The sequence below is a fragment of the Sphingobium sp. GW456-12-10-14-TSB1 genome (assembly GCF_059424385.1).
Genome location: NZ_JBWKZI010000001.1, coordinates 3456167 through 3480055 on the forward strand (window position 1 = coordinate 3456167; position 23889 = coordinate 3480055).

The 23889-nt window shown below is 62.8% G+C and carries 26 protein-coding genes; 10 read left to right on the top strand and 16 right to left on the bottom strand.

What is annotated here, in order from left to right; all coding sequences use genetic code 11:
* Nucleotides 1-88: 88 nt before the first annotated feature.
* A complete protein-coding gene (locus AC07X9_RS17000; protein ID WP_017182601.1) occupies nucleotides 89-2386 on the bottom strand; it encodes a TonB-dependent receptor in 2298 nt (765 codons plus the stop codon).
* Between the two features lie 236 nt (nucleotides 2387-2622).
* On the opposite strand from AC07X9_RS17000, the gene AC07X9_RS17005 reads away from it, so the two are divergent.
* A complete protein-coding gene (locus AC07X9_RS17005) occupies nucleotides 2623-3060 on the top strand; it encodes an acyl-CoA thioesterase (protein WP_017182602.1) in 438 nt (145 codons plus the stop codon).
* Nucleotides 3061-3072: 12 nt separating this feature from the next.
* On the opposite strand, the gene AC07X9_RS17010 is transcribed toward AC07X9_RS17005, so the two are convergent.
* Nucleotides 3073-3456 (bottom strand): DUF983 domain-containing protein, encoded by a 384-nt coding sequence (locus AC07X9_RS17010; RefSeq protein ID WP_026002295.1) that lies wholly within the window; start codon nucleotides 3454-3456, stop codon nucleotides 3073-3075.
* A 94-nt stretch (nucleotides 3457-3550) separates the two neighbouring features.
* Between AC07X9_RS17010 and pabB the strand changes: the two genes are divergently transcribed.
* From pabB to msrA, 5 genes are all read left to right on the top strand, one after another.
* Entirely contained in the window at nucleotides 3551-4726 is a 1176-nt protein-coding gene (gene pabB, locus AC07X9_RS17015; RefSeq protein ID WP_017182604.1) for an aminodeoxychorismate synthase component I, read from the top strand.
* Nucleotides 4727-4759: 33 nt separating this feature from the next.
* Nucleotides 4760-5383 (top strand): aminotransferase class IV, encoded by a 624-nt coding sequence (locus tag AC07X9_RS17020; RefSeq protein WP_017182605.1) that lies wholly within the window; start codon nucleotides 4760-4762, stop codon nucleotides 5381-5383.
* Between the two features lie 127 nt (nucleotides 5384-5510).
* On the top strand, nucleotides 5511-6713 hold the full coding sequence (locus tag AC07X9_RS17025) for a pyridoxal phosphate-dependent aminotransferase (RefSeq protein WP_017182606.1): 1203 nt from the start codon (nucleotides 5511-5513) through the stop codon (nucleotides 6711-6713).
* Nucleotides 6714-7070: 357 nt separating this feature from the next.
* Nucleotides 7071-7223: a hypothetical protein gene (locus AC07X9_RS17030; protein ID WP_017182607.1), complete on the top strand. Its 153-nt coding sequence runs from the start codon at nucleotides 7071-7073 to the stop codon at nucleotides 7221-7223.
* Nucleotides 7210-7881 carry a peptide-methionine (S)-S-oxide reductase MsrA gene (msrA, locus tag AC07X9_RS17035; protein ID WP_017182608.1) on the top strand — a complete coding sequence of 224 codons (672 nt, stop codon included), beginning with the start codon at nucleotides 7210-7212 and terminating at the stop codon, nucleotides 7879-7881. Before AC07X9_RS17030 ends, msrA begins: the two co-directional genes overlap by 14 nt.
* Before the next feature lie 140 nt (nucleotides 7882-8021).
* Here msrA and AC07X9_RS17040 read toward each other — a convergent pair whose 3' ends face one another.
* Nucleotides 8022-8558 carry a hypothetical protein gene (locus tag AC07X9_RS17040; RefSeq protein WP_037514385.1) on the bottom strand — a complete coding sequence of 179 codons (537 nt, stop codon included), beginning with the start codon at nucleotides 8556-8558 and terminating at the stop codon, nucleotides 8022-8024.
* Nucleotides 8559-8705: 147 nt separating this feature from the next.
* Between AC07X9_RS17040 and istA the strand changes: the two genes are divergently transcribed.
* A complete protein-coding gene (gene istA, locus AC07X9_RS17045; protein ID WP_021238707.1) occupies nucleotides 8706-10220 on the top strand; it encodes an IS21 family transposase in 1515 nt (504 codons plus the stop codon).
* On the top strand, nucleotides 10207-10935 hold the full coding sequence (gene istB / locus AC07X9_RS17050; RefSeq protein ID WP_031304487.1) for an IS21-like element helper ATPase IstB: 729 nt from the start codon (nucleotides 10207-10209) through the stop codon (nucleotides 10933-10935). The genes istA and istB overlap by 14 nt, the downstream gene beginning before the upstream one ends.
* A 115-nt stretch (nucleotides 10936-11050) precedes the next feature.
* Here the strand turns inward: istB and AC07X9_RS17055 are convergent, their stop codons facing one another.
* The 13 genes from AC07X9_RS17055 to AC07X9_RS17115 all read right to left on the bottom strand — a co-directional run bounded on the left by AC07X9_RS17055 (nucleotide 11051) and on the right by AC07X9_RS17115 (nucleotide 22163).
* Complete coding sequence (locus AC07X9_RS17055) at nucleotides 11051-12313, bottom strand: IS256 family transposase (RefSeq protein WP_254908088.1); 1263 nt, start codon at nucleotides 12311-12313, stop codon at nucleotides 11051-11053.
* 21 nt (nucleotides 12314-12334) lie between these two features.
* Nucleotides 12335-12652 (bottom strand): hypothetical protein, encoded by a 318-nt coding sequence (locus AC07X9_RS17060; protein ID WP_017184051.1) that lies wholly within the window; start codon nucleotides 12650-12652, stop codon nucleotides 12335-12337.
* Nucleotides 12653-13181: 529 nt separating this feature from the next.
* A complete protein-coding gene (gene infC / locus AC07X9_RS17065) occupies nucleotides 13182-13715 on the bottom strand; it encodes a translation initiation factor IF-3 (RefSeq protein ID WP_019054534.1) in 534 nt (177 codons plus the stop codon).
* Nucleotides 13716-13844: 129 nt separating this feature from the next.
* Nucleotides 13845-15833 carry a threonine--tRNA ligase gene (gene thrS, locus AC07X9_RS17070; RefSeq protein ID WP_017184053.1) on the bottom strand — a complete coding sequence of 663 codons (1989 nt, stop codon included), beginning with the start codon at nucleotides 15831-15833 and terminating at the stop codon, nucleotides 13845-13847.
* A gap of 102 nt (nucleotides 15834-15935) precedes the next feature.
* Nucleotides 15936-16301: a DsrE family protein gene (locus AC07X9_RS17075; RefSeq protein WP_017184054.1), complete on the bottom strand. Its 366-nt coding sequence runs from the start codon at nucleotides 16299-16301 to the stop codon at nucleotides 15936-15938.
* Entirely contained in the window at nucleotides 16289-17056 is a 768-nt protein-coding gene (locus AC07X9_RS17080) for a HesA/MoeB/ThiF family protein (RefSeq protein ID WP_086485924.1), read from the bottom strand. Before AC07X9_RS17080 ends, AC07X9_RS17075 begins: the two co-directional genes overlap by 13 nt.
* Nucleotides 17053-17532 carry a hypothetical protein gene (locus tag AC07X9_RS17085; protein WP_019054530.1) on the bottom strand — a complete coding sequence of 160 codons (480 nt, stop codon included), beginning with the start codon at nucleotides 17530-17532 and terminating at the stop codon, nucleotides 17053-17055. Before AC07X9_RS17085 ends, AC07X9_RS17080 begins: the two co-directional genes overlap by 4 nt.
* A 6-nt stretch (nucleotides 17533-17538) precedes the next feature.
* A complete protein-coding gene (dut, locus tag AC07X9_RS17090) occupies nucleotides 17539-17994 on the bottom strand; it encodes a dUTP diphosphatase (RefSeq protein WP_017180986.1) in 456 nt (151 codons plus the stop codon).
* On the bottom strand, nucleotides 17969-19246 hold the full coding sequence (locus AC07X9_RS17095; protein WP_017180987.1) for a bifunctional phosphopantothenoylcysteine decarboxylase/phosphopantothenate synthase: 1278 nt from the start codon (nucleotides 19244-19246) through the stop codon (nucleotides 17969-17971). The genes dut and AC07X9_RS17095 overlap by 26 nt, the downstream gene beginning before the upstream one ends.
* A complete protein-coding gene (locus tag AC07X9_RS17100; RefSeq protein WP_017180988.1) occupies nucleotides 19243-19590 on the bottom strand; it encodes a HepT-like ribonuclease domain-containing protein in 348 nt (115 codons plus the stop codon). The genes AC07X9_RS17095 and AC07X9_RS17100 overlap by 4 nt, the downstream gene beginning before the upstream one ends.
* Nucleotides 19590-19886 carry a nucleotidyltransferase family protein gene (locus AC07X9_RS17105; RefSeq protein ID WP_017180989.1) on the bottom strand — a complete coding sequence of 99 codons (297 nt, stop codon included), beginning with the start codon at nucleotides 19884-19886 and terminating at the stop codon, nucleotides 19590-19592. Before AC07X9_RS17105 ends, AC07X9_RS17100 begins: the two co-directional genes overlap by 1 nt.
* Nucleotides 19883-21424: a 2-polyprenylphenol 6-hydroxylase gene (gene ubiB, locus AC07X9_RS17110; RefSeq protein ID WP_017180990.1), complete on the bottom strand. Its 1542-nt coding sequence runs from the start codon at nucleotides 21422-21424 to the stop codon at nucleotides 19883-19885. Before ubiB ends, AC07X9_RS17105 begins: the two co-directional genes overlap by 4 nt.
* A 7-nt stretch (nucleotides 21425-21431) precedes the next feature.
* A complete protein-coding gene (locus tag AC07X9_RS17115) occupies nucleotides 21432-22163 on the bottom strand; it encodes a class I SAM-dependent methyltransferase (RefSeq protein ID WP_017180991.1) in 732 nt (243 codons plus the stop codon).
* An 82-nt stretch (nucleotides 22164-22245) separates the two neighbouring features.
* Here AC07X9_RS17115 and mutM point away from each other — a divergent pair, with 82 nt between their 5' ends.
* Complete coding sequence (mutM, locus tag AC07X9_RS17120; protein WP_026002041.1) at nucleotides 22246-23058, top strand: bifunctional DNA-formamidopyrimidine glycosylase/DNA-(apurinic or apyrimidinic site) lyase; 813 nt, start codon at nucleotides 22246-22248, stop codon at nucleotides 23056-23058.
* 118 nt (nucleotides 23059-23176) lie between these two features.
* Complete coding sequence (rpsT, locus tag AC07X9_RS17125) at nucleotides 23177-23440, top strand: 30S ribosomal protein S20 (RefSeq protein WP_017180993.1); 264 nt, start codon at nucleotides 23177-23179, stop codon at nucleotides 23438-23440.
* Nucleotides 23441-23889 lie beyond the last annotated feature (449 nt).

The window sequence follows — 23889 nt, forward strand, 5'->3', positions numbered from 1 at the left end:
AGCTATGCCCCGCGCGTCATGAAGTCCATTGCCCTGCCGGGAAACGCTGCGTTGCCCATGACCGCGGATAGGCGCGGCCTTTTTCAGATCAGAAGTCGGCCTTCAGCGTGGCGAAGAATTGCTGGGGCGCACCGACCAGCAGGGTCTGGGCATCGCCGCTATTGCCAAAGCCGCCCGATCCGATCGTGCCGACATAGCGCTTGTCGAACAGATTGGTGGCGTTCAGCTGCACTTCCACCTTGTCGGTGAAGCGATAGCCAAGCGAGGCGTCGACGATCAGGCGGCCGGGGACCGAAGCGTCATTGGTGTAGCTATAGTAGCGGCGCGACATATAGTTGAGGCCGACACGGAAGAAGCGCTGGCCATCGTCGAAGTTGAATTCGCCGCGCGCCATATGCTTGGGGCTGTCCACCACGGTCTTGTCCTTGATCGCCGCGACAAGATCGCCATTGCCGTTCACGACATCGTCGCGATAGGTCGCGTCGGTGTAGCTGTAGCTGGCGTAGAGGCTGAAGCCGCTGCCCAGCGTCAGATTGCCCGCCGCTTCGACGCCGACGGCGCGGACGCCGCCGACATTCTGGAGCGCCGAGGGGTTGCCCTGGATCGCCGATCCGACCTGCACTGCCAGCAGGCGGTTGCGGAAGTTGACCAGATAGGCACCCAGCGTGCCGTTGAAGACCGGCGTGTTGTAGCGCAGGCCGAGTTCGTAGGTGTCCGACTCTTCGGGTTTCAGATTATTCCTGATCGCGTCGAACCCGGCCTGATTGGTCGAAAAGGGGCCGGTGGTCGTGGCGCTGGCAAAGGCGCGGGTCGACTGGCTGAAGCCGCCAAAGACTTCCGCGTCGGGGCTGACCTTCACGACGAAACCGGCGGTGGGCTGGAACCAGTCCTGCGCCTTGATCTTGCCCTGCGGGAAGCTGGCCTGAACGACCGCCTCCGCCTTGTTGGTGACCGAAAAGCCCTTCCACCCCAGATTGATCGTCACCATGCCAAGGTCGATCTTGTCCTGCACATGATATTGGAACGTATCGGTGGTGAAATCGAACTCCCACTGGGTGAAGAAGGGATTCTTCGGATAGTCGCGGAAGGACAGGCCCGGTTCGGTGCGGCTGGAGAAGGCGTAGAAGCGGCGGGCCTGGTTGAACTTGTTATTTTCATACCATGCGCCGACGTTCAGATTCTGGCTGCCGATGGTGAAATCGACGCTGCCGAACGCGCCGATGCGGTCCATCTTATATTCGGTGGTCCGCACCGACATGGGGACGCCGTTGGGGCTGGGCACATAGGGGGTCGCCCACAGGCCCATGCCGCTATTATTGTGATAATAGCCCTTGAGGTTCAGCGTCGCCTTCTCGCCCAGCGGCGTGTTGAGGCCGATCGCGCCCAGCCAGTCCTTGCGCAGGCCCGCCGCGTCATAATAGGCGTCGTCGGCGCTGGTCACATTGCCCGGATAGGTCTGGCCAGTGGCGACGGACGCGCCGCTATAGTCGAAACGGCCATCGGGGAAGGGCGATCCGCCGCTGTTGCTGACCAGATCCACGTCGTTCAGGCGGCTGGCATAGTCGATCGCGCGGGCATAGTCGGGAAAGGTGTTGTCCCAGTCCCAGCCCAGCCGATTGATCATGCCCATCGACATGTCCTGATAATCCTGCTCGCGCCGGTCGGAATAGCTCAGCCAGCCGTCAATCTTGGCCTCGCCTATGGGCACGATCACCTTGGCATTGCCCATATGCTGGTCCTGCTTGCCCTGGCCCTTATATTTGTCGGTCGATCCATAGCCGTAGGACACATAGCCGCGTACGCCGTCCCTGGTCCCCAGATTGAGGCGGGCAAAAGCGCGGACCGTGTCGTTGCTGCCATAGGTCAGATTGCCCTGTGCGCCCATCTCGCCGGTCGGATCGGCCGAGAATGTCTCGACCGTGCCGCCCAGATTGCCGGTCGCCTGCGTGCCGAGCGAACCGGCACCCTGCGACACGCGGACGCTGCCGATATTTTCGCTGCTGATCGCGCGGGTGATGTGCAGGCCGTTATGATTGCCATAGCTCATGTCGCCCAGCGGAATGCCGTCGAAGGTAAAGCCAAGCTGGTTCTGGTTGAAGCTGCGGATGGTGACGCGCTGCGACCATTCATAATTGCCGAACGGGTCGGCGGACTGGAAATTGACGCTGGGCAGCTTTTCAATCGCCTTGAGCGGATTGGTGCCCGGCGTCAGCACGACAATCTCCTGCGCCTTGATTTCCTGCACCTGACGGGTTTCGCCGCGACCAAAGACGACGATCGTCGCTTCGTCGGGTGCAGCATCGGCGGCGGGCGCAGCCGTCTGGGCAAAGGCGGGCGTAGCCGCCAGCATGGTGGAGGCGAGCAGCAGGGCAGTGGCAGGACGCATGAATTTTCCCCTTCAAGAACCGTAATCGGCTTGGTTCGGGGCCGTAGGCGCGTGATGTTGCACTGCAATGAGAGGAGCTTGACGAATTGGCGTCGCCTGCATGACATTCCTGTGATGCGTATCTTGATATGGATTGTGTCATAAAGGTCGCAGTCGCGCCATTTTCGCTGGCGTGATTGCATCACTGGCCATGACGGCTATGGCATGACCATCCCTATTTTATTGGAAAGCAGGACATGGCCAAACCCGAATCCTGGCGTTTCAGTCCCGAAGCCTATCGCTTCGTGACCAGCATCGATTCCCGCTTTCAGGATCTCGATACGATGGGCCACATCAACAATGTGGCGATCTCCGGCATATTCGAGACCGCGCGTATCCGTTTCCACCATCATATGGGTCGCCATCCGCAGGAACAGGGCGTGCGCTGGATGGTGGCGAACGTGAATCTCAATTTCATCGAGGAATCGCATTTCCCCTATCCGTTCGACGTCCATTGCGCGATCGGCCATATCGGCCGCACCAGCTGGACGATCAGTTCGGCCGGGTTTCAGAAGGGCGTGTGCGTCGCCACCTGCGACACCACCGTCGTCACCCATGGGGCCGAAGGACGACGCGAGATTGACGAGACGCTGCGCGAAGCGATGGAACTGAATTTCATCCGCCGACCGGCGTGACGCGGGGTTTATTCACCCAAATCCGTGCATCCGCCGGGACCATTGAAAGGCGATCACCGCGCCCTTGACCGGCTGGATCATCGCCACGGCCAGCAGCAGCGCCAGGCCAGGCCAGATCGCGGCCTGCCATCCCAGCGGAATGTCGAGCGCGCGGTTTACCTCTATCATCAGCGGGACCAATATATGGCCCAGCAGCAGGATGACGATATAGGATGGGAAATCGTCGGCCTGATGCCTGTCCCAGCGCTGGCCGCAATGGGCGCAGGCGGATGTGGGCTTGAGGAAGCGGGCAAACATCCGTCCCTCGCCACAGGCCGGGCAGCGCCCGCGCAGCGCCAGGCCGATGGCGGCGGCGAGCGGGCGATCGGGTGCGGCTTCGGGTGTCTGGTCGGGCATGGGCGCTGAGGTAGTAGCTGCGGCGATGCTGCGCAACATGGCATATTCCCTTACTGACCCTTTCGCCTGCGCAAAAGCCTGTTAATAAGCCGCCATGCGTCTCCCCGGTCCGTCCGAAATCTTTGCCCTGTTCGACGATGCGCGCGTGCGCGGCGCAGCCCCGGCGCGGCTCTATCGCGATCCGGTCGGCATCATTGCAGCCCATCGCATGGAGGAGGTCCAGCCCGCGCTCGACCGGCTGGCCGACGCGCGGGAAAATGGCCTGCATGTCGCGGGCTATATGACCTATGAAGCGGGGCTGGCGCTGGAAGACAGGCTCGCGCCGGTCGCCGCTCGCGCAGAGGTGAAGGGCGGTGCCGCGCCGTTGCTGTGGTTCGGCCTGTTCGAAGGCGTCCGGCTGATCGCGCCGGGAACGCTGCCCGACCTGCTGCCCGATCCCGCCGGGGCCAGCGTGACGCCGCCCCGCCCGCTGATCGACGAAGCCGAATATCGTGCGGCGTTCGACGCGGTGCAGGACTATATTCGCGCGGGCGACATTTATCAGGCGAACCTGACCTTCCCCTGCGAAACCAGGGTGAGCGGCGATCCGATGGCGCTCTATGCCGCGGTCCGGCCCCGCGCGGCGGCGGGCTATGGCGGGGTGATCCGCACCGGGGGGCAGGCGTTGCTGTCCTTCTCGCCCGAACTCTTTTTCACGCTGGTGCGCGGCCAACTGACCGCGCGCCCAATGAAGGGCACCGCCACGCGCCATGCCGATCCGCAACAGGATACGGCGCTGGCACAATGGCTGCAAAGCGACGCCAAGCAGCGCGCGGAAAATCTGATGATCGTCGACCTGCTGCGCAACGATCTGTCGCGGGTGTCGCGCGCGGGCAGCGTGACCGTGCCGGACCTGTTCAAGGTGGAAAGCTATCCGACCGTCCATCAGCTCGTGTCGACCGTGCGTGCGCGCATCCTGCCCGGCCTGTCGCCGGTCGATGTGCTGCGGGTGCTGTTCCCCTGCGGATCGATCACCGGCGCGCCCAAGGTGCGGGCGATGGAGATACTCGACGCGCTCGAACCCCATGCACGCGGCGTCTATACCGGATCGATGGGCTGGATCGACCCGGATGGCGACGCCGCCTTCAACGTCGCGATCCGCACGCTGACGATCGATGAGGGCGCGGGCGTCGGGCGGCTGGGGCTTGGCTCCGGTCTGGTGGTCGATTCAGAGGCTGGCTCTGAGTGGGCGGAATGTCTGGCCAAGGGGCGGTTTCTTGCGGGCGCTTGACATATTGGCCGCCAAAGGTTTGGAATAGCTCGAATGTCACTGGCTGATGGACGCTATGATCTGCTCGAAACCATGGCCTTCGACCCGCTCGAAGGCATCAGGTTGCTGGAGCTGCACCTTGCCCGGTTGAAGGCGAGCGCCGATGCGCTTGGCTTCGCCTTCGATCGCCATGGCGTGCGCAACGAATTGCAGGCCGCGACCTTCCGCCTGCGCGACCATAGCCGGGTGCGGCTGATGGTGTCGCGCGGCGGGGCAGTGGCGATCGAGGTGCGCGACCGGATCGCCTGGCCGGGCGCGATCGTGCCGGTCAAGGTCGTACCGCGCCATGCGCCCGCCGACGACCTGCGCCTGCTGCACAAGACCACCGACCGTTCGCTCTACCGCGATGCGCTGCAACGCGGCGGCACCTATGAAGTCGCGCTGATCGATGCGCAGGGCTATCTCACCGAATGCTGCTTCTCCTCGATCTTTGTCGAGCGGGGCGACAAATTGCTCACCCCGCCGCGATCGCGCGGGTTGCTGCCCGGCATCCTGCGCCAGAGCCTGATCGACATGGGCGAGGCGGTGGAGGCCGATCTTCGCCCGCAAGATCTCGACGATGGCTTCTTCATCGGCAATGCCGCGCGCGGCATGGTCGCCGCGACACTGGCGCATTAGCCACATCATTCTGCCGTAAAGCCAGGAAGCGGTAACTGGCCGGTTGCCCCTGCGTCCGTTGCGCACTAAGGACCGCCGCGTCCGCTAATGTTGCGGGCGTTGGGGATTCTTTCGAAAGATTGTTGTCATGAGCCAGACTTCCGCCGCCCTTGGTCGTATCCAGCCGTCCGCCACGCTCGCCATGAGCGCGCGTGTGAATGCGCTCAAGGCGCAGGGCGTGGACGTGATTGGCCTGTCGGCCGGGGAGCCGGATTTCGACACGCCCGATTTCGTCAAGGAAGCGGGCATTGCCGCCATTCGCAACAACCTGACCCGCTATACCGACGTGGACGGCACCGCCGACGTCAAGGAAGCGGTGATGTTCAAGTTTCAGCGCGACAATGGCCTGACCTACAAGCGCAGCCAGATCACGGTCAATTCCGGCGGCAAGCACACCTTGTTCAACGCGCTGGTCGCCACCGTGGACGCGGGCGATGAAGTCATCATCCCGGCGCCTTATTGGGTGAGCTATCCCGACATCGTCAATTTCGCTGGCGGCACGCCGGTATTCATCGAGGGGCCGGCGAGCCAGGGCTACAAGATCACCGCCGCCCAGCTGGAAGCGGCGATCACCCCGCGCACCAAATGGGTGATGCTCAATTCGCCGTCCAACCCCTCCGGCGCGGCCTATTCGGCGGCGGAGCTGAAGGAACTGGCGGACGTGCTGCTGCGCCATCCCCATGTCCTCATCATGACCGACGATATGTATGAGCATGTCTGGTACGCGACGACCCCCTTCGCCACCATCGCGCAGGTCTGCCCGGAACTGTATGACCGCACGCTGACGGTCAATGGCTGTTCCAAGGCTTTCTCGATGACCGGCTGGCGCATCGGTTTTGCCGGTGGCCCCGAATGGATCATCAAGGCGATGGGCAAGCTGCAATCGCAGTCGACCAGCAATCCCTGCTCGATCAGCCAGGCCGCCGCCGTCGCCGCGCTCACCGGGCCGCAGGATTTTCTGGAAGAGCGCAACGCCGCGTTCAAGAAGCGCCGCGACATGGTCGTCGCGATGCTCAATGACGCGCCGGGCCTCGATTGCCCGACGCCCGAAGGCGCTTTCTATGTCTATCCCGACGCCAGCGGCGTGATCGGCAAGGTGACGCCCAAGGGGGTGACGATCGACAGCGACGAAACGCTGATCGGCTATTTCCTGGACGAGGCCAAGGTCGCCGCCGTCCATGGCGCGGCCTTCGGCCTCTCGCCCGCCTTCCGCATCAGCTATGCGACGTCGGAAGAGGTGCTGAAAAAGGCCTGCACCCGCATCCAGGAAGCCTGCGCCGCGCTGAAATAAACCTCCCCGGCACGGGACTTTCCGCTTTCTTTCTACCGTCATGCTGAACGTGTTTCAGCATCCATTGTGCCCACCAGCCGCCGCTTGATCTGGCGCGATGGACCCTGAAACAAGTTCAGGGTGACGAAAAGGGAAACGGTCCTTTTCCACCCGCGCCGTCTTGCAGGCAGCGCGGAACGCTCTATATCCGCGTTGCATAACGAAACTGATTTAAGGCGACTCTCCGTTCGTCGTTCTGTTTCTTGCCTCTGTCGAAAGCCGCACCCGCGCGGCGCGATATTCAGCAAGGGGCAAGGCACGGGGATGTAACCGATCGGCCTGATCAGCCGAAACCAAAGAATAAGAAAGGCACAGGCCATGATGACGTTTTTGAAATCCGATTTATTCCTGCGCTTTCTGGGCGGGTTTGCGATCGGTGCGGTCGGCATGGTCATGCTCCAGCCCGATGAACAACCGATCCTCAGTTCCCCGGCGATCGCCGCGACCAGCGCCCATCATGCGGCGCGCTGACGGCATCGCCCTTGCCATTTTCGCGGCGATCGCCGTCGCGTCCCCGGTGCGCGCCGAGCGCCCGGTCCTTGCCCCTGTCGCCACCATCGACGCCGCGCCCACCCGCAGCCTGGAAACCGCGATATTCGCAGGCGGCTGCTATTGGGGCGTCGAAGGCGTCTTTTCCCATGTGAAGGGCGTCCAGCTCGTCAAGTCGGGCTTTGCCGGAGGCCCGCGCAACCGCCGCGTCGATTATGCCATGGTCAGCGGCGGCGACACCGGCTTTGCCGAAGCCGTCCGCGTCACCTACGACCCCAAGCAGGTCAGCTACGCCACGCTGCTGCGCATCTTCTTCTCGGTCATCGCCGATCCCACGACGCTCAACTATCAGGGGCCGGACCATGGCACCCAATATCGCAGCGCGCTCTTTCCGCTGAACGCCGAACAGGCCAAGGCCGCGACCGCCTATCTGGCGCAACTGGACAAGGCCGGCCTGTGGCGCGACCCGGTAGTGACCAAGGTGGAGCGCTTCACCGGCTTTCAGGACGCCGACGCCTATCATCAGGACTTCATGCGCAAAAACCCGCGCCATCCCTACATATTGCGCTGGGACGCCCCCAAGCTGGCGGCGTTCAAGGCGATGTTCCCGGCGCTGTATCGGGACAAGCCGTCGGCTTGAGCGATGGCTCGGTGTGGCCGGCAGGCGAATGTCCGGTTTGGAGCGAGGCAAACGGGATGGCTGACATTCGCGTGCCTTAAGATGATATTGTCAGACGTGATGCTGATTTGACGGTCGGGTTCGACACGGACGCGTCCTGCCTAAAGATTTGTCACCAAGCCTTTGATCTGAAATTCAGCACCGGTTCGGAGGTTCGTTGCGCTAGTGTATGGTTCTTCCACCAGTCCGTTGAAGTGCGGGATGAGCGGTTGGATGTGCAGGTCAATCACGTCTGGGAAATAGGCGAGCTTGCCCTTGGATTTGAACCATCTGTTCGCCTTCTTACGAGAGAAAAATGCGTAAAGGTCAGCAATTTGGATCGCGCGGCAACTGGTCTTTTCTACAAATTCGATGCTCGTCGCGGCGGTTAAATTGCCGTGCTCAACCTCGCTTTGGATATAGGCTTCTAGCTCAGGGTTATTTTTGTGGCCCGTCTCGACCTTGTAAGCCACGCCTTCAGCTTTAACCTGATCCATCAGCCCAACCTCATTACCGTGGCAGAGCGTATGCACGATGGTGCCGAAGCAGAAGCCATATGCGCCGATCTGGGGGTTGAGGCGCAGTTGGGCTTTGCGCGCCTTGTAGTAGTCCTTGGGGGGACTGTCAGGAATTTCGTGTGCGGCGAGGCGGTTGACCATCAGGCCGTCATGGCCCTGATGAAACGTTCGCCTGAGGATCAGCGTGCAATAGGCACCCCCTTCGTGGGGTGATCGGCGTGCAAAAAGGACCCCTTCATCCCGGGGATTTAGTCGGCCGACTGGTTTTGATCAGTTGGCGAGAACGGGATGTTGATCGTGGAGACAGTGGTTCGGATTCGGCGTGAGCATGCAGCGGGTAAGGCGATCAAGGCGATCGCTCGTGACCTTCGTTTGTCGCGGAAGGTCGTCCGCAAAGCGATCCGGTCGCCGGAGGCGGCGTTCAACTATCAGCGCAAAGTCCAGCCGCTGCCGCGGATCGGTCCTTATCAGGATCGTCTCGATGCGCTGCTTGAGGAGAACGAAGGTCGCGGCCGCCGCGATCGGCTACGGATGACGCGTATCCATGACCTGCTGGTGCGCGAGGGGTTCGATGGATCCTATGATGCGGTGCGCCGCTATGCGGCGCGCTGGCGTGCTGCGCGGCGGAAGGATGCTGGCGAAGGCGCACCGGCGTTCATCCCGATGACCTTCCAGCCGGGTGAGGCCTACCAGTTCGACTGGAGCCACGAGGATGTGGAGATCGCCGGCAAGCCGATGCGGGTGAAGGTGGCGCATATGCGTCTCTGCGACTCGCGCGCACCCTATGTCCGGGCCTATCCGCGCGAGGGCCAGGAGATGCTGTTCGATGCCCATGCCCGGGCGTTCGCGTTCTTCGGCGGTGTGCCGCGACGCGGTATCTACGATAATATGAAGACGGCGGTGACGGCCGTGTTCACCGGCAAGGAGCGTGTGTTCAACCGCCGCTTCCTGATCATGACCGATCATTACATGGTCGAGCCGACCGCCTGCTCGCCGGCGGCGGGATGGGAGAAGGGCCAGGTCGAGCAGCAGGTCCAGACAATCCGAGGCCGCTTCTTCCAGCCGCGGCTCCGGTTCGCCAGCCTGGCCGAGCTCAACGGGTGGCTGGAGGCCGAGTGCCGGCGCTGGGCCGAGCATCATGCCCATCCCGAACGCGGGGATATTACCGTCGCCGAGGCGCTGGATATGGAGCGACCGGCCCTGCAGCCGATCCTGGCACCGTTCGACGGCTTCCATGAGAGCGAGCATGCCGTCACCGGCACCTGCCTCATCAGCTTCGATCGCAACCGCTACTCGGTCATGTCGACGGCCGCACGCCGGACCGTTCAGGTGCGCTCCTATGCCGATCGCATCGTCATACGCTGCGGCGATGCGATCGTCGGGGAGCATGAGCGCCACTTCGGTCGGAACCGCACGATATACGATCCCTGGCATTATCTGCCGGTCCTCGCGCACAAGCCCGGCGCGCTGCGTAACGGCGCACCGTTCCAGGACTGGGATCTGCCGCCCGCCCTGCACCGATTACGGCGAAGGCTCGGCACCGGGGACGAGGCCGATCGCAGGTTCGTGCGGGTCCTCTCGGCGGTGCTCACCGATGGCCTGGAGCCGGTAGAGGCTGCCGTGCGCGAAGCGTTGGCGAACGGAACGGCCAGCGACGAGCTGATCCTCAACATCCTCTCCCGGCGCCGCGAGCCGGCGACACCCCACAGCATCGTCACTTCGGAAGACCGGATGCTGCAGCATCCTCCGCTCGCCGACTGTGCCCGCTATGATCTGCTGCGAGGCTATGATGCAGCGGCATGATATGATCGACACGATGCGCGGCCTCGGACTCAAGGGCATGGCGGCGGCGTTCGACGAGGCGGTCACCACCGGCCTCCAGCGCAAGCGCACCACCATGGAGATACTGACCGACCTGCTCCGTGCTGAGGCGACCCACCGGGATGCAGCCTCCATCCGCTATCGGATGACGGCTGCGAGGCTGCCCGTGGTGAAGGACCTGGAGCGGTTCAGCTTCGAGGGCACACCGATCAATGAGGAGATGATCCGCTCCCTTCACGATGGCTCCTTCCTCCCGCCTCGCCGCAATATCGTGCTGGTCGGCGGCACGGGGACAGGCAAGACCCACCTCGCCATCGCGATCACCGCCAATGTCGTGCGAAGGGGCGCTCGCGCCCGCTACTTCAACACCGTCGATCTGGTGACACGCCTCGAAGAGGAGACCCGGATCGGCAAAGGCGGGACCCTGGCGGCGCAGCTGTCGCGGCTCGACCTGATCGTTCTCGACGAGCTCGGTTATCTGCCGTTCGCCCGCTCGGGAGGGCAGTTGCTGTTCCACCTCATCAGCAAGCTTTATGAGCGGACCAGCGTCATCATCACCACGAACCTCGCCTTCGGCGAATGGCCGACCGTGTTCGGCGATCCCAAGATGACCACGGCGCTGCTCGACCGCGTCACCCACCACTGCGATATCGTCGAGACGGGCAACGACAGCTGGCGCTTCAAAAACCGCAGCTGACAGCCACCTTCGGCGCCTTCAAAAATCTATCTTGCGCTGCGCGCGCCTCCGGTCGGGCTACGCCCGCCCTCCGCCGCACGCAGCGCAAGGCCATCTTCAACAAACCAGCATCATATTATCTGAAAAGGGGGTCCCTCTTCGACGCCGATCGGGGGTCCCTTTTGAACGCCGTTTGACAACGTTCGCCGAAGAGCACGGCAAATTGCGCCTTCGCCATGTTCCACTCACGCGGTGGCATTTTCCACTCTTTCTCCGATCGGTTCAAGATCAGATAGAGCAGCTTTGTCGCCGCCTCATCGTTGGGGAAATGGCCCCGCGCCCGGACAGCGCGGCGGAGCTTGGAATTGAGGGCCTCGATTGAATTGGTCGTATAGACGATCCGCCTGACCTCGTCGGGGAAGGCGAAAAATGGGATGACCTCAGGCCATGCCCGGCGCCAGCTCTGGCCGATAGCGGGATAGCGCTGGCCCCAGAAGCTGGCTTCGAAGGCGGTCAGCGCCTCCTCGGCGGCTGCGGCATCGACGGCACGATAGATGGCCTTCAGGGCTGTTCCGAGCGCCTTGCGATCCTTCCATGCCACGAAATCCATCGAGTTCCTCAGGAGATGGACGATGCAGGTCTGGACCATCGCTTCGGGGAAGACGGCGGTGATGGCATCGGGAAAGCCCTTGAGGCCATCGACGACGGCCAGCATGATATCCTCGACGCCGCGATTGCGCAGTTCGTTCATGACGCGCAGCCAGAATTTGGCGCCTTCATTCTGCTCCAGCCATAGCCCAAGGACCACCTTGGTGCCGTCGGCCATGACGCCCAGGGCAATATGGATCGCCTTATTGCGGACCATCCCCTCGTCGCGGATCTTGACCCGGATCGCATCGAAGAAAACCAACGGATAGGCTGGGTCCAGAGGCCGCTGCTGCCAGGCCGCAACCTCCTCCAGCACAGCGTCGGTGATCGTGCTGATCAGGTCGGGCGAGGCCTCTATGCCGTATAGTTCGCGCAGATGCCCGGTGATCTCACGGGTGCTCATGCCGCGCGCATACATCGAGATGATCTTGTCATCGAAGCCGGGAAAGCGACGCTGATACTTGGCGATCAGTTGAGGATCGAAGCTGCCCGCTCGATCACGCGGAACCTCGATCTCGATCCGTCCACCGTCGGTCGTCACCGTCTTGCGGCCATAGCCGTTCCGGCTGTTGTTCCCTTGCTCCTCCTGGCCAAGATGGTGATCCATCTCCGCGTTGAGGGCGCGTTCGGCAAAGGCCTTCTTCAAAGAATCGAGCAGGCCGCCTTGGCTGAGTGCCGCTGCCGCGTCAGTGCCGGCCAGCAACTGATCGAGAATGGCGTTCGGTATTGAGGGTTCTTTCCGTCGTGACATATTGGGTCTCCTTGTTGCCCATTATGCCTCGCCGCACACGAAATTCCTGACAGTCCCGTCCTTGGGCATCGAGCGGCTGATGCCGCAAAGTACGGTGCCCAACATGGCATCGCGGATCGCCAGCATGAAGGCAGTCTTCCGAGGAATGGACCATCCCTTGAAGCAGCCCTTGTTCTTTTCAAATTCGCGACAATGGATCACGTCCACATCAAAATCGTGGCACACTTTTTCAGCGTGGGCCTCGAATCTGGCCCAATCGTCCTGCTCTGCAAGATAGCCTGCGATGGTCATGACAGCGCCAGTGTCGGCGTCGCTATCGTCAAGATAAATGGTCAGCAATGCTTGAAACTCCCCATGGAAGCCGAGTTATCAAGCCTGTCGAAATCAGTCGATATCGATGATGAGAATCTCGAATTTGACCCTCCATTTCACCGCGCACGCCGATCTAGAAATGGCCGGCTCCCAGCTAACCGGTCGCTGCCAATTGCGGTGACCGTCGGCAGTTTCGTCCCAGAACCGCTTAACATTTGAATGTCCGCTTCTAGGCACGGCAAAATCGCAGTTGAACGGCTGAGATTGGCGCAAGGCGGTAATGCCCCTCCCATCGAACCACCCTCCACCCAACGCCTGTCCTACAACCCACCCCTCTGATAAAGTCACCCCGGCTCTTTCCACCGCCAGCCCACACGTCAACCTTGCCCATAATAAAATTACAAATGTAGGAAATCCTATGTCCGATTTACCGGGAAATATGCGAAGTTAAGCCCTGCATTTCCTATTTCCGGCCACCCGGATCAGCGCCAGCCGCAACGAAAAAGGGCGGCGCCTCGCGGCACCGCCCTCTATCTCTTAACCCGGAAGCCCGCGTTTATTTCGGGGCCAGCACCATCAGCATCTGGCGGCCTTCCATGCGGGGATAGGCTTCGACCTTGGCGACTTCGGCGACATTTTCCGCGACGCGCTGGAGCAGGGCCATGCCGAGTTGCTGGTGGCTGAGTTCGCGGCCACGGAAGCGCAGGGTGATCTTCACCTTGTCGCCGTCGCCGATGAAGTCATGCACCTTCTTCATCTTCGTATCATAATCATGATCGTCGATGTTCGGACGCATCTTGATCTCTTTGAGTTCCTGCGTCTTTTGCGTCTTGCGGGCGATATTCGCCTTTTTCTGGGCTTCGTATTTGAACTTGCCGATGTCCAGAAACTTGCAGACCGGCGGGTCGGCATTGGGCGATACTTCGACCAGGTCCAGCCCAACATCGGCCGCCTGTTCGATCGCTTCCTGCGTAAACATCACACCCAGATTTTCGCCTTCATCATCGATCACGCGCACCTTGGGCACGGTGATGAATTCATTATAGCGAGGGCCGGACTTCGGCGGCGGCGCCAGCGGGCGGCGCATCATCGGGGGACGTATAGCAGTATCTCCTATGGTCGTTGCAAAAACGAGTGGCTCTTAGCGGCTTTTTGGCAAAGCGCAAAGGGGTCCGCGACCCTCAATCAAGGAATCACGAACCCTGTGGCCTTGCAGCCTCTATAGCATATCGGGTGCGCGGGCCTCATTTGCAAGGCGCGAAATCGCCTCATCGAGCGAAAGGAAGCTCTGCCCCTCGCTGCCCAGCACGCGCAGCGCGACCTTGCCTTCCTCCGCTTCGCGCCGGCCAACGACCAGCAGGTTGGGCACCTTGGCCAGGCTATGTTCGCGCACCTTGTAATTGATCTTCTCGTTGCGCAGGTCCGCTTCGGCCCTGATGCCCGCCGCGCGCAGCTTCGCCAGCACCTCGCCCGCATAATCGTCCGCGTCCGACACGATGGTCGCGACGACGGCCTGCACCGGCGCGAGCCAAGCCGGGAAGCGCCCGGCATAATGTTCGATCAGAATGCCGATGAAGCGTTCATAGCTGCCGAAAATGGCGCGGTGGAGCATGACGGGGCGATGGCGCTCGCCATCTTCGCCGACATAAGAGGCGTCGAGCCGTTCGGGCAGCACCCGGTCCGACTGGATCGTGCCGACCTGCCAGGTCCGGCCGATCGCATCAGTGAGGTGCCATTCCAGCTTTGGCGCATAGAAAGCGCCTTCGCCCGGCAATTCCTCCCAGCCGAACTCCGGCGTGTTGAGGCCCGCGGCGGCGACGGCTGCGCGCAGTTCATTCTCCGCCTTGTCCCACATCTCTTCGCTGCCGAACCGCTTTTCGGGGCGCAGCGCCAGCTTGATCGAGTAGGTGAAGCCGAAATCCTTGTAGATGCGGTCGGCCAGCGCGCAGAAGGCGCGGACTTCCTCGACAATCTGGTCCTCGCGGCAGAAGATATGCGCGTCATCCTGGGTGAATTGCCGCACCCGCATCAGCCCGTGCAGCGCGCCATGCGGCTCGTTGCGGTGGCAGCAGCCATTTTCGTACAGGCGCATCGGCAGGTCGCGATAGCTTTTGATCCCCTGGCGGAAGATCAGCACATGCGCCGGGCAGTTCATGGGTTTGAGCGCCATCCAGTCGGCATCGTCCGACACCAGCGGGCCTTCATCGTCGACGTTGGGCACTTCGTCGGGGATGACGAACATATTTTCGCGATATTTGCCCCAATGGCCCGACGTTTCCCACTGGCGCGCGTCCATCACCTGCGGCGTCTTGACCTCGCGATAGCCCGCATCGTCGATCGCGCGGCGCATATAGGCTTCCAGCTGACGCCAGATCAGATAGCCCTTGGGGTGCCAGAACACGCTGCCATGCGCTTCCTGTTGCAGGTGGAACAGGTCCATCTCCGCGCCAAGCTTGCGATGGTCGCGCTTGGCTGCTTCTTCGAGGCGCGTCAGATGTTCGGCCAGCTGCTTCTTGTTGAGCCAGCCAGTGCCGTAGATGCGGCTGAGCATCGCATTGTTCTGGTCGCCGCGCCAATAAGCGCCCGACACGCGCGTCAGCTTGAAGGCGGACGGATCGAGCCGTCCGGTCGAGGCAAGATGCGGGCCACGGCACATGTCATACCAGGAGTCGCCGCTATGATAGACGGTCAGTTCCTCGCCCTGCGGCAGTTCGGCGGCCCATTGCGCCTTGAACGTCTCGCCCGCCGCCTGCCATTGCGCGATCAGCGTGTCGCGGGCGATGACTTCGCGGCGCAACGGCTTGTTGGCGGCGATAATCTCGCGCATTTTCGCCTCGATCGCGGGCAGATCCTCGTCCGTGAAAGGGCCACGGTCGGGGTTGGGCGCGAAATCATAATAAAAGCCATCGTCGGTCGACGGGCCAAAGGTGATCTGCGTGCCGGGGAACAGCGCCTGCACCGCTTCGGCCAGGACATGGGCAAAATCATGCCGCGCCAGTTCCAGCGCGTCGGCCTCATCCTTGGCCGTCACCAGCGCCAGCGTCGCGTCCTGCTCCAGCGGGCGGTTGATGTCGCGCAATTCGCCATCCACCCGCGCCGCAATCGCCGCCTTGGCCAGCCCCGGTCCGATCGCCGCTGCAATATCCGCCGGGGTAGTACCGGGCGCTACTTCGCGCACGTTACCGTCGGGCAGAGTGATTTTGAGCATGGCGGACACAGGATTTCCTTGAAAGGCAAAGCATGGCGCGGCCACAAATGCCGCGACTTCCCCATAAATGGGCGGTCCGGCCTGTCAAGGGAAGGGGAGGCGTCAGGCGATAAGCAGCCGTGCCTCATCACCCGTCGCCTGCATGAAGCCGACAGGCCCGCCGACATCGACGCCGGGCGGCAGCGCGTCCGCCGCTATGCCGCACAGCGCCAGTCCGCTCTGGCAGGCGCTGATCGTGACGCCCAGCGCCTGCGCCTCGGTCAGGACGGTGGCGAGGTCGGGCAGGCCCGCCGCCAGATGCGCGGCATCCTGTGGCGCGATGATCGGGGTGCGGAGCAGGGCGACGGCGTCGAGTTGCAGGAACAGCGCCGCCGCTCCGCCCAGCGCCGCCTGCGCACTGGCCAGCATCAGCGCGCCGCGCAGCCGTTCAGCGTCAGCGGTGGTGACGATAATCCTTAAGGGACGCATAGTTGCACGGCGCAGGCCGGGCAGGCGGGATCTTTGGGAACGTCCAGCGTGCGGAAACGCATGGAAAGCAGGTCAGCGATCAGCAGCCGCCCGGCCATGTCGGCGCCGAACGGCACGAGGGCGCGGATCACCTCCAGCGCGGCAAGGCTGCCCATCGCCCCGGTCAGCGCGCCGATGACGCCGGTTTCGGCGCAATTGCGCTCCGGCACATCCTGCGCTTCGCCGACCAGGCAGCGATAGCAGGGTTTGTCCGCTTCCCAGCCGCGATAGGTGGCGATCTGCCCCTCGAACGGGCCGACCGCGGCGGAGACGAGCGGTATGCGCAACCGTTGCGCGGCGTCGGCGACCGCCAGTCGGGTCGTGAAACTGTCGCTGCCATCCAGCACAACGTCCGCATCGCGCAGCATCAGCGCCGCATTGTCCGCATCGATCCGCCCGTTGATCGGGATCAGCTTGACGTCCGGGTTCAGTCGCGCAACCGCCGCCATCGCGACTTCCGCCTTGGGCGCGCCGACATCCTGTGTACCGAACATCACCTGCCGTTGCAGGTTGGACAGCGCCACCATGTCATCGTCGATCACGCGGATGGTGCCGACACCGGCGGCGGCGAGATAGAGGATCGCCGGGCTGCCAATGCCGCCCGCGCCGATCACCGCGACGTCCGCCGACAGCAGCCGAGCCTGTCCCGCGCCGCCAATCTCCTTAAGCACGATATGGCGGGCATAGCGGTCGAGCTGGTCGTCGCTGAGCGTCATGGCGCGTCGGACCAGAGGAAGCGCACCTGCGACCGCATCCAGACCGGGCCTGCCGGGCGATTGTCATCGGCGGTTTCGCGGGCCGTGCCGATGGTGCGACCGTCCACCGTCACAGGCTTTGTCACGACCTGCCCCTTTGTGCGGAAGGAATTGCCCAAAGTGTTGAGGATGCGGCGGCTCACGAAATTCTCGACGTCCGGGCAATTGGCGTTGACCGGCGCGATCTTCAGCGGCTTCCCCTCTTCCGACAGCAGGAACAGGACGTCGATCTCCAGCAGGTTCGACCCTTCATAGGGCACCGCGCCACGACATTTGCCGCGCCGATACAATTTGGCGACATCTTCCGACCAGCGCGGCGAAATCTTGCGCCCCAGCCAGCCCTCGATAACGGGCACGCTCGTCAAATCCTGCGGCATTGGCGGCAGGGCATCGGCCACCGGGGTGGTCGCCAGCATCAGCGAAAGCAGCATCGTCATCGCGTATCACACTCCTGTCGAACCAAAGCCGCCCTGTCCCCGCGCGGTGTCATCCAGCATATCGACCTCGGTGAAGCTGGCAAGCTGGACCGGGGCGACGACTAATTGGGCAATGCGGTCGCCGCGCTGGATGGGGAAGGGGGTATCGCCCAGATTGATGAGGATGATCTTCAATTCGCCGCGATAGTCGGCGTCGATGGTGCCGGGCGTGTTGGGCAGGCTGATGCCATGCTTGAGCGCCAGGCCGGAGCGGGGGCGGACCTGCACCTCATAGCCTTCGGGAATTGCCATCGCAAAGCCCGTGGCCACGGCATGGCGCCCACCCGGCGGCAGCAGCAGTTCCTCCGCCGACACCACGTCCATGCCCGCCGCATGCGCGGTGGCATAGGCAGGAACCGGCAGGCCCGCGCCATGAGGCAGGCGCTTGAGCTGAATATCAATCGGAGCGAAGGGAGAGGACATCGGCGACCTTTGCGATTAATTTGCCTGCGACCTCGCCCTTGGGCAGGGCAGGCCAGGTTTCGATGCCGGACGTGGTGACGATCTGCACCGTGTTGGCGTCACCGCCCATCACATCGCCCGACACGTCGTTGGCGACGATCCAGTCCGCGCCCTTGCGTGCCAGCTTGGCCTGCGCATGGCCCGCGATATTCTGGGTTTCGGCGGCAAAGCCGATGAGCAGCACGGGGCGCTGTGCGTGACGGCCAAGCGTCGCAAGAATGTCCGGGTTTTCGACCAGCGCCAGCGGGGTGGGCTGGCCGGAGCCATCCTTTTTCAGCTTCTGGTCGGCGGCGTCCGCAGTGCGCCAGTCGGCGACGGCGGCGACCATGATCGCGGCGTCAGCGGGCAGCGCCTGTTCGACGGCGCTCAGCATCTCGCGCGCGGTCTGCACGTCGATGCGGGTGACGCCTTCGGGCGTGGGCAGATGGACCGGGCCAGCGATCAGCGTCACGCGCGCACCGGCCCGCGCGGCGGCTGTGGCGATGGCAAAGCCCTGCTTTCCCGACGATCGATTGGCGATGTAGCGCACCGGGTCGATCGGTTCGTGCGTGGGACCGGCTGTGATCAGGATATGGCGACCGGCCAAATGAACGCCATTCGTTTCGAGCGCAGTCGAGACACGCTGCGCGCCCGCCGCAAAATCCGGCTGCCCCGCCAGGGGATCGTCCCGCTTGGGCAAGGCCAGCAGCCGCTCCATCTCCGCGACGATCCGCTCAGGGTCGGGCAGTCGCCCGGTGCCATATTCGCCGCACGCCATCTCGCCATCGTCTGGCGTCATGATATGGACGCCATCGGCCCGGAGCCGCTCCAGATTGCGCTGGGTCGCGCGGTGGTGCCACATCCGCACATTCATGGCAGGCACCGCCAGGACCGGCTTGTCAGTCGCCAGCAACAGGGTGGTGGCGAGGTCATCGGCAATGCCGTTCGCCATCTTGGCCAATATATTGGCGGTTGCTGGCGCGACCACGACCAGATCGGCCTGTCGGCTCAATTGAATATGGCCGATTTCCTGTTCGTCCTTCAGGTTGAACAGGTCGGTAAAGACCGGATTTTCGGTCAGCACCCCCAGCGACAGGGGCGTCACGAATTGCTGCGCCGACTCCGTCAGCACCGCCCGCACGCTCACCCCGCGCTTGCGCAGCAGGCGGACGAGTTCGAGCGACTTATAGGCCGCGATGCCGCCGGAGATGATGAGGAGGATGCGAGGGGTCATGAGGGGTGTTGATCCAGTTCAGCGCGGCACATGGCTTCAAGAGCTGCAAGGCGGCTTTTAGCAACACCCCAAATGAGATCAGGGTCAACGCTCACATAATCATGGAAAACGACGTTACGCATTCCATAGATTTGAATCCAAGGCAGATCGTGACGATTCTTCAGTGCGTCAGAGAGTTGTCTTGTTTCCTCACCGATTGTCGCGAGGCGATAAGCTGTCAGATCGCGTTCATCACGATCGGCCAGGAACATTTCGATCGTCATCGTCGCCAGCCGCCGCTCAATATCGGCGATCAATTGCAGGATGAGTTCCAGCCGGTTGGCATCACGATCAGCTATCCGCATCAGAACACGCGAATTTGATCTTTGGCGGCATCTTGCGCTATCCGGGGGCGCATGAACGCTTGCTGGACCAGATCCACCCGCTGACCGACAATATCTTTCAGCCGCAACTGTATGCCGATAAAATCAAGGAGGTCATGAACGCGCGTCTTGTCGATCTCGCACATCAGATCAATGTCTGAATCCGCGCGCGCATCGCCCCGCGCCACGGAGCCGAACAAGGCGAGCGAAGTAATCCCCGCAGCGCGCAGTTCGGCCTCATGCGGCTTGATCCGGGCAATGGCTTCCTCGCGGGTCATAGCGATGAAGATAATAGCAATGTCGCGCCGACGCCAGCCGCCGCAGCCAGCACCGCCACCAGGGCGTAGCGCCAGCCGCCGCCCACGCGGATCAGCTTCACTTCGGTCAGTGGCGGCGGGGGTGGGGCGCCGCCTTTTTCCGGGAAAGCATCCTCGATCCTGCGGATGAGGCCGGGCAGGCGTTGCAGCGTGCGCCAATTTTCGATCAGCGTGTCGGCGACCTTCGCCTCCGGCCCCAGTTCGTCGCGCAGCCAGTTCTTCACATAGGGGCCGCTGGTTTCCCACAGATTGATGTCGGGATCGAGCGAGGTTGCCACGCCTTCGACCATCACCATCGTCTTTTGCAGCAGCAGCAGGTGCGGCTGGGTCTGCATGTCGAAATCGCGGGTGATGGCGAACAGGCCGTCCAGCATCCCGCCGACCGACAATTCGCGTACCGGCTTGCCGCGCATCGGTTCGCCCACCGCGCGCAGGGCGGTTGCGAACTCGGCGATATTATGATGGGCGGGCACATATTGCGCCTCGAAATGGATTTCCGCGACGCGCTTGTAATTGCCGGTGATCAGCCCGTAGAGAATCTCCGCCAGCCACATGCGCGCGCGCCGGTCGATCCGCCCCATGATGCCGAAATCGATCGCGACGATGTCGCCATCGGGACAGACGAACAAATTGCCCTGATGCATGTCGGCGTGGAAGAATCCTTCCGCGATCGCCTGCCGCAGGAAGGCGTTGACCAGCCGCGCGGCCAGCGCGGGCAGGTCATGCCCCGCCGCAATCAGCGCTTCGCGATCGGCAATCTTGATGCCGTCGATCCAGGCCATCGTCATGACCTTGCCGGTGGTGCGGTCCCAATCGATCGCGGGCACGCGATAGCCCGGTTCGGCAACCATCGCTTCGGCCAGTTCGGAGGCGGAGGCCGCTTCCCGCCGCAAGTCCAGTTCGCGCGCGGTCCAGCGCTTCATATTGGCGATGACCAGGCGCGGGCGCAGCCGGGCGATCTCGCCGCCCAGTTGTTCGACATGAGCCGCCGCCCATTCATAGGTCTGTATGTCGCGGTTGAACTGGTCGATGACGCCGGGCCGGATCACCTTGACCGCGACGTCGCGCCCGTCGGTGGTCAGCGCGCGATGGACCTGCGCGATGGAGGCCGCGCCGACCGGCTCTTCATCGAAGCGAGCGTAGATCTGCTCCAGCGGCTTGCCGAAACTCGCCTCTATCTCGGCCCGGATCGTGGCGAAGGGAACCGGCGGCAGCGCGTCCTGCAGGCGCAGCAGATCCAGCGCGGCGGCTTCCCCCACCAGATCGGGGCGGGTCGCCAGCGTCTGGCCCAGCTTGATCGCAGCCGGGCCGATCGACTGGAACGCATCGGCATAGCGCGGCTGTTTGGGCACGCGCGCGCCGAAACGCGCCAGCCGCACCAGCCGCCTCACGGGCGCGGGCGTCAGTGGATCGTGCTCGATCCCGCGCAACGCGCCATGACGCGCCAAAGTGCGGCCCCATTTCAGGAGCCGCCAGATATGGGTGATGTGGGCGGTCATGCCGGGATCAAATCTTCCAGCCCGAATGGATCGCCACCAGCCCGCCCAGGATCGGCTCGACCTTCGTGTTCACGAACCCGGCATCGCGAATCATGCCCTCGAACTTGGGCATGGGGGGGAAGCGGCGGATCGATTCGATCAGATAGCGATAGCTGTCGGCGTCATTGGCGAACAGCTTGCCCAGTTGCGGAACCAGCTTGTGCGAATAGACGTCATAGACGTCCGAAAAGCCCGGCCAGGTCGTCGTGGAAAATTCCAGGCAGAAAAACCGCCCGCCGAATTTGAGTACCCGATGGGCTTCGGCCAGCGCCTTGTCGATATGGGTGACGTTGCGGATGCCAAAGGCGATCGTATAGGCGTCGAAACTGCGGTCGGCGAAGGTCAGTTCCTCCGCATTCTGTTCCGACCAGATCAGGCCATCCAGCCCCTTTTTCTGCGCGCGCTCCATGCCCACGCCCAGCATTTCGGGGTTGATGTCCGACACGGTGACGTTGGCGCCATGTTTATGCATGCGAAAGGCGATGTCGCCAGTGCCGCCGGCCATGTCCAGTATCGCCTCATGCGGCCGGGGCTTCACCCGGCTGACGAACTGGTCCTTCCACAGCCGGTGCGCGCCCATCGACATGGCGTCGTTCATCAGGTCATATTTGCCCGCGACATTGGAAAAGACCGCACGGACCATGCCCTGTTTTTCGGCGGCATCGACGTCCCGATAGCCAAAGGATGCTGTTTCGCTCATGGGATGATCCTCTAGACAGAGATTGCGCGTCGTTCCAGCCAAGAAGCTGGGAATTGGCAACGGCTTTGCCTAGATGTCCTTCATGCCAGAGCTTCCCGAAGTCGAAACCACCTTAGCAGGCCTGCGATCCGTGCTGGAGGGCGCGGTTCTTGCCCGTGTCGAGCCGCGCCGGGCGGACCTGCGCTTTCCCATTCCCGTCGACCTGCGCCAGCGGCTGACCGGCGCGACGGTGACGGCGCTCACCCGCCGCGCCAAATATGGGCTGATCGCCACCGACCGGGGCGACATGATGATATTTCACCTTGGCATGTCCGGGCGCTGGCGGGTGGACCCCAGCGAAATCGGCACCCATGACCATCTGATTCTGGAAACCGGGGCGGGGCGGCTGCTGGCGCTCAACGATCCGCGCCGCTTCGGTTCGGTCGATCTGGTGCGCAGCGATGCTTGGGAAACCTATCGCCCCTTCACCCGGATGGGACCGGAGCCGCTGGGGCCGGATTTCGACGCAGCGGCGCTGGCGCGCGCGCTCGATGGCAAGGCGACGTCGATCAAGGCCGCGCTGCTCGACCAGCGAATCGTGGCGGGGCTTGGCAATATCTATGTGTGCGAAGCGCTCAACATGGCGGGCATCGCGCCGACCCGCGCGGCGGGCAGGATCAGTCGGGCGCGCCTGGCGCTGCTGGTCGATGCGATTCGGGCGGTGCTTGGGGCCGCCATCGTCGCTGGCGGATCGACGCTGCGCGATTATGCCCGGCCCGACGGGGAATTGGGCTATTTTTCCAAGCAATGGCGCGTCTATGGCCGCGAAGGGGAGGCATGCCCATGTGGCGGCACGGTGCAGCGCCGGGTGGATGGCGGGCGATCGACCTTTTTCTGCCCGAAATGCCAGAAGTAGGATGCCGCCCACTGGTTGACGGCTGGAATGAACCGCTGTAAGGCGCGCACCTTCATGAGGCGGGTTGGCGAGTCCGACTGGTCTCTTTTCATATATTGACGAGAACCGAGGACTCTAAATGGCCAATACGCCGCAAGCCAAGAAGCGCATCCGCCGCAACGAACGTCGCGCTGCCATCAACGGCGCCCGCATCAGCCGGATCCGCACCCTGGTGAAGAAGGTGGAAGCCGCGCTTGCCACCGGTGACAAGGAAGCGGCCGCGACCGCGCTTCAGACCGTGCAGCCTGAACTGGCGCGTGGTGTTGCCCGTGGCGTGCTGCACAAGAACACCGCCGCGCGCAAGTTTGGCCGCCTGACCAAGGCTGTCAGCGCGCTCGGCTGAACCCGTCCGGGTCAGTAACGGTACAAAAAAGGCCCGCCCCCATCATTGGGGCGGGCTTTTTGTCGTTTCGCCACGTCCGTCACGGACCAGTCATAATGCAGACACGCGCATTTCCGGCGATTCGACGCATTGCAGCATAGTGGTAGCGATATAAATTATTGAAAAAGAACAATAATTTCATTGTCCTTCATTTTCCGCGGGTTTGCTGAGTCAACGGCTTTATTTCATTTTTTTGAATGGCCGCGCCCTTGATCCCACCCTGCACCCCTGTCTATTTTTGAAATCCGGCCGCCATCGAATCACCTTTTGGCGGTCGTCTTGTGACTGGTTGACGCATCATACTCGGCAAAGCGGGGGCTTTTCCGATCGGGTGTCGTGCGTGTTTTTTCCTGCCCATAACCGGGGGGCAGCGGGTAGGGTCGGCGAAGTCTATGAAGGATCATGCGTTA

What these genes read in the sequence shown, in the direction of transcription:
- AC07X9_RS17000 (WP_017182601.1), bottom strand. Translation starts at nt 2,386, where the DNA reads ATGCGTCCTGCCACTGCCCTGCTGCTCGCCTCCACCATGCTGGCGGCT.
- AC07X9_RS17005 (WP_017182602.1), top strand. Translation starts at nt 2,623, where the DNA reads ATGGCCAAACCCGAATCCTGGCGTTTCAGTCCCGAAGCCTATCGCTTC.
- AC07X9_RS17010 (WP_026002295.1), bottom strand. Translation starts at nt 3,456, where the DNA reads ATGCCCGACCAGACACCCGAAGCCGCACCCGATCGCCCGCTCGCCGCC.
- pabB (WP_017182604.1), top strand. Translation starts at nt 3,551, where the DNA reads ATGCGTCTCCCCGGTCCGTCCGAAATCTTTGCCCTGTTCGACGATGCG.
- AC07X9_RS17020 (WP_017182605.1), top strand. Translation starts at nt 4,760, where the DNA reads ATGTCACTGGCTGATGGACGCTATGATCTGCTCGAAACCATGGCCTTC.
- AC07X9_RS17025 (WP_017182606.1), top strand. Translation starts at nt 5,511, where the DNA reads ATGAGCCAGACTTCCGCCGCCCTTGGTCGTATCCAGCCGTCCGCCACG.
- AC07X9_RS17030 (WP_017182607.1), top strand. Translation starts at nt 7,071, where the DNA reads ATGATGACGTTTTTGAAATCCGATTTATTCCTGCGCTTTCTGGGCGGG.
- msrA (WP_017182608.1), top strand. Translation starts at nt 7,210, where the DNA reads ATGCGGCGCGCTGACGGCATCGCCCTTGCCATTTTCGCGGCGATCGCC.
- AC07X9_RS17040 (WP_037514385.1), bottom strand. Translation starts at nt 8,558, where the DNA reads ATGGTCAACCGCCTCGCCGCACACGAAATTCCTGACAGTCCCCCCAAG.
- istA (WP_021238707.1), top strand. Translation starts at nt 8,706, where the DNA reads ATGTTGATCGTGGAGACAGTGGTTCGGATTCGGCGTGAGCATGCAGCG.
- istB (WP_031304487.1), top strand. Translation starts at nt 10,207, where the DNA reads ATGCAGCGGCATGATATGATCGACACGATGCGCGGCCTCGGACTCAAG.
- AC07X9_RS17055 (WP_254908088.1), bottom strand. Translation starts at nt 12,313, where the DNA reads ATGTCACGACGGAAAGAACCCTCAATACCGAACGCCATTCTCGATCAG.
- infC (WP_019054534.1), bottom strand. Translation starts at nt 13,715, where the DNA reads ATGATGCGCCGCCCGCTGGCGCCGCCGCCGAAGTCCGGCCCTCGCTAT.
- thrS (WP_017184053.1), bottom strand. Translation starts at nt 15,833, where the DNA reads ATGCTCAAAATCACTCTGCCCGACGGTAACGTGCGCGAAGTAGCGCCC.
- AC07X9_RS17075 (WP_017184054.1), bottom strand. Translation starts at nt 16,301, where the DNA reads ATGCGTCCCTTAAGGATTATCGTCACCACCGCTGACGCTGAACGGCTG.
- AC07X9_RS17080 (WP_086485924.1), bottom strand. Translation starts at nt 17,056, where the DNA reads ATGACGCTCAGCGACGACCAGCTCGACCGCTATGCCCGCCATATCGTG.
- AC07X9_RS17085 (WP_019054530.1), bottom strand. Translation starts at nt 17,532, where the DNA reads ATGACGATGCTGCTTTCGCTGATGCTGGCGACCACCCCGGTGGCCGAT.
- dut (WP_017180986.1), bottom strand. Translation starts at nt 17,994, where the DNA reads ATGTCCTCTCCCTTCGCTCCGATTGATATTCAGCTCAAGCGCCTGCCT.
- AC07X9_RS17095 (WP_017180987.1), bottom strand. Translation starts at nt 19,246, where the DNA reads ATGACCCCTCGCATCCTCCTCATCATCTCCGGCGGCATCGCGGCCTAT.
- AC07X9_RS17100 (WP_017180988.1), bottom strand. Translation starts at nt 19,590, where the DNA reads ATGCGGATAGCTGATCGTGATGCCAACCGGCTGGAACTCATCCTGCAA.
- AC07X9_RS17105 (WP_017180989.1), bottom strand. Translation starts at nt 19,886, where the DNA reads ATGACCCGCGAGGAAGCCATTGCCCGGATCAAGCCGCATGAGGCCGAA.
- ubiB (WP_017180990.1), bottom strand. Translation starts at nt 21,424, where the DNA reads ATGACCGCCCACATCACCCATATCTGGCGGCTCCTGAAATGGGGCCGC.
- AC07X9_RS17115 (WP_017180991.1), bottom strand. Translation starts at nt 22,163, where the DNA reads ATGAGCGAAACAGCATCCTTTGGCTATCGGGACGTCGATGCCGCCGAA.
- mutM (WP_026002041.1), top strand. Translation starts at nt 22,246, where the DNA reads ATGCCAGAGCTTCCCGAAGTCGAAACCACCTTAGCAGGCCTGCGATCC.
- rpsT (WP_017180993.1), top strand. Translation starts at nt 23,177, where the DNA reads ATGGCCAATACGCCGCAAGCCAAGAAGCGCATCCGCCGCAACGAACGT.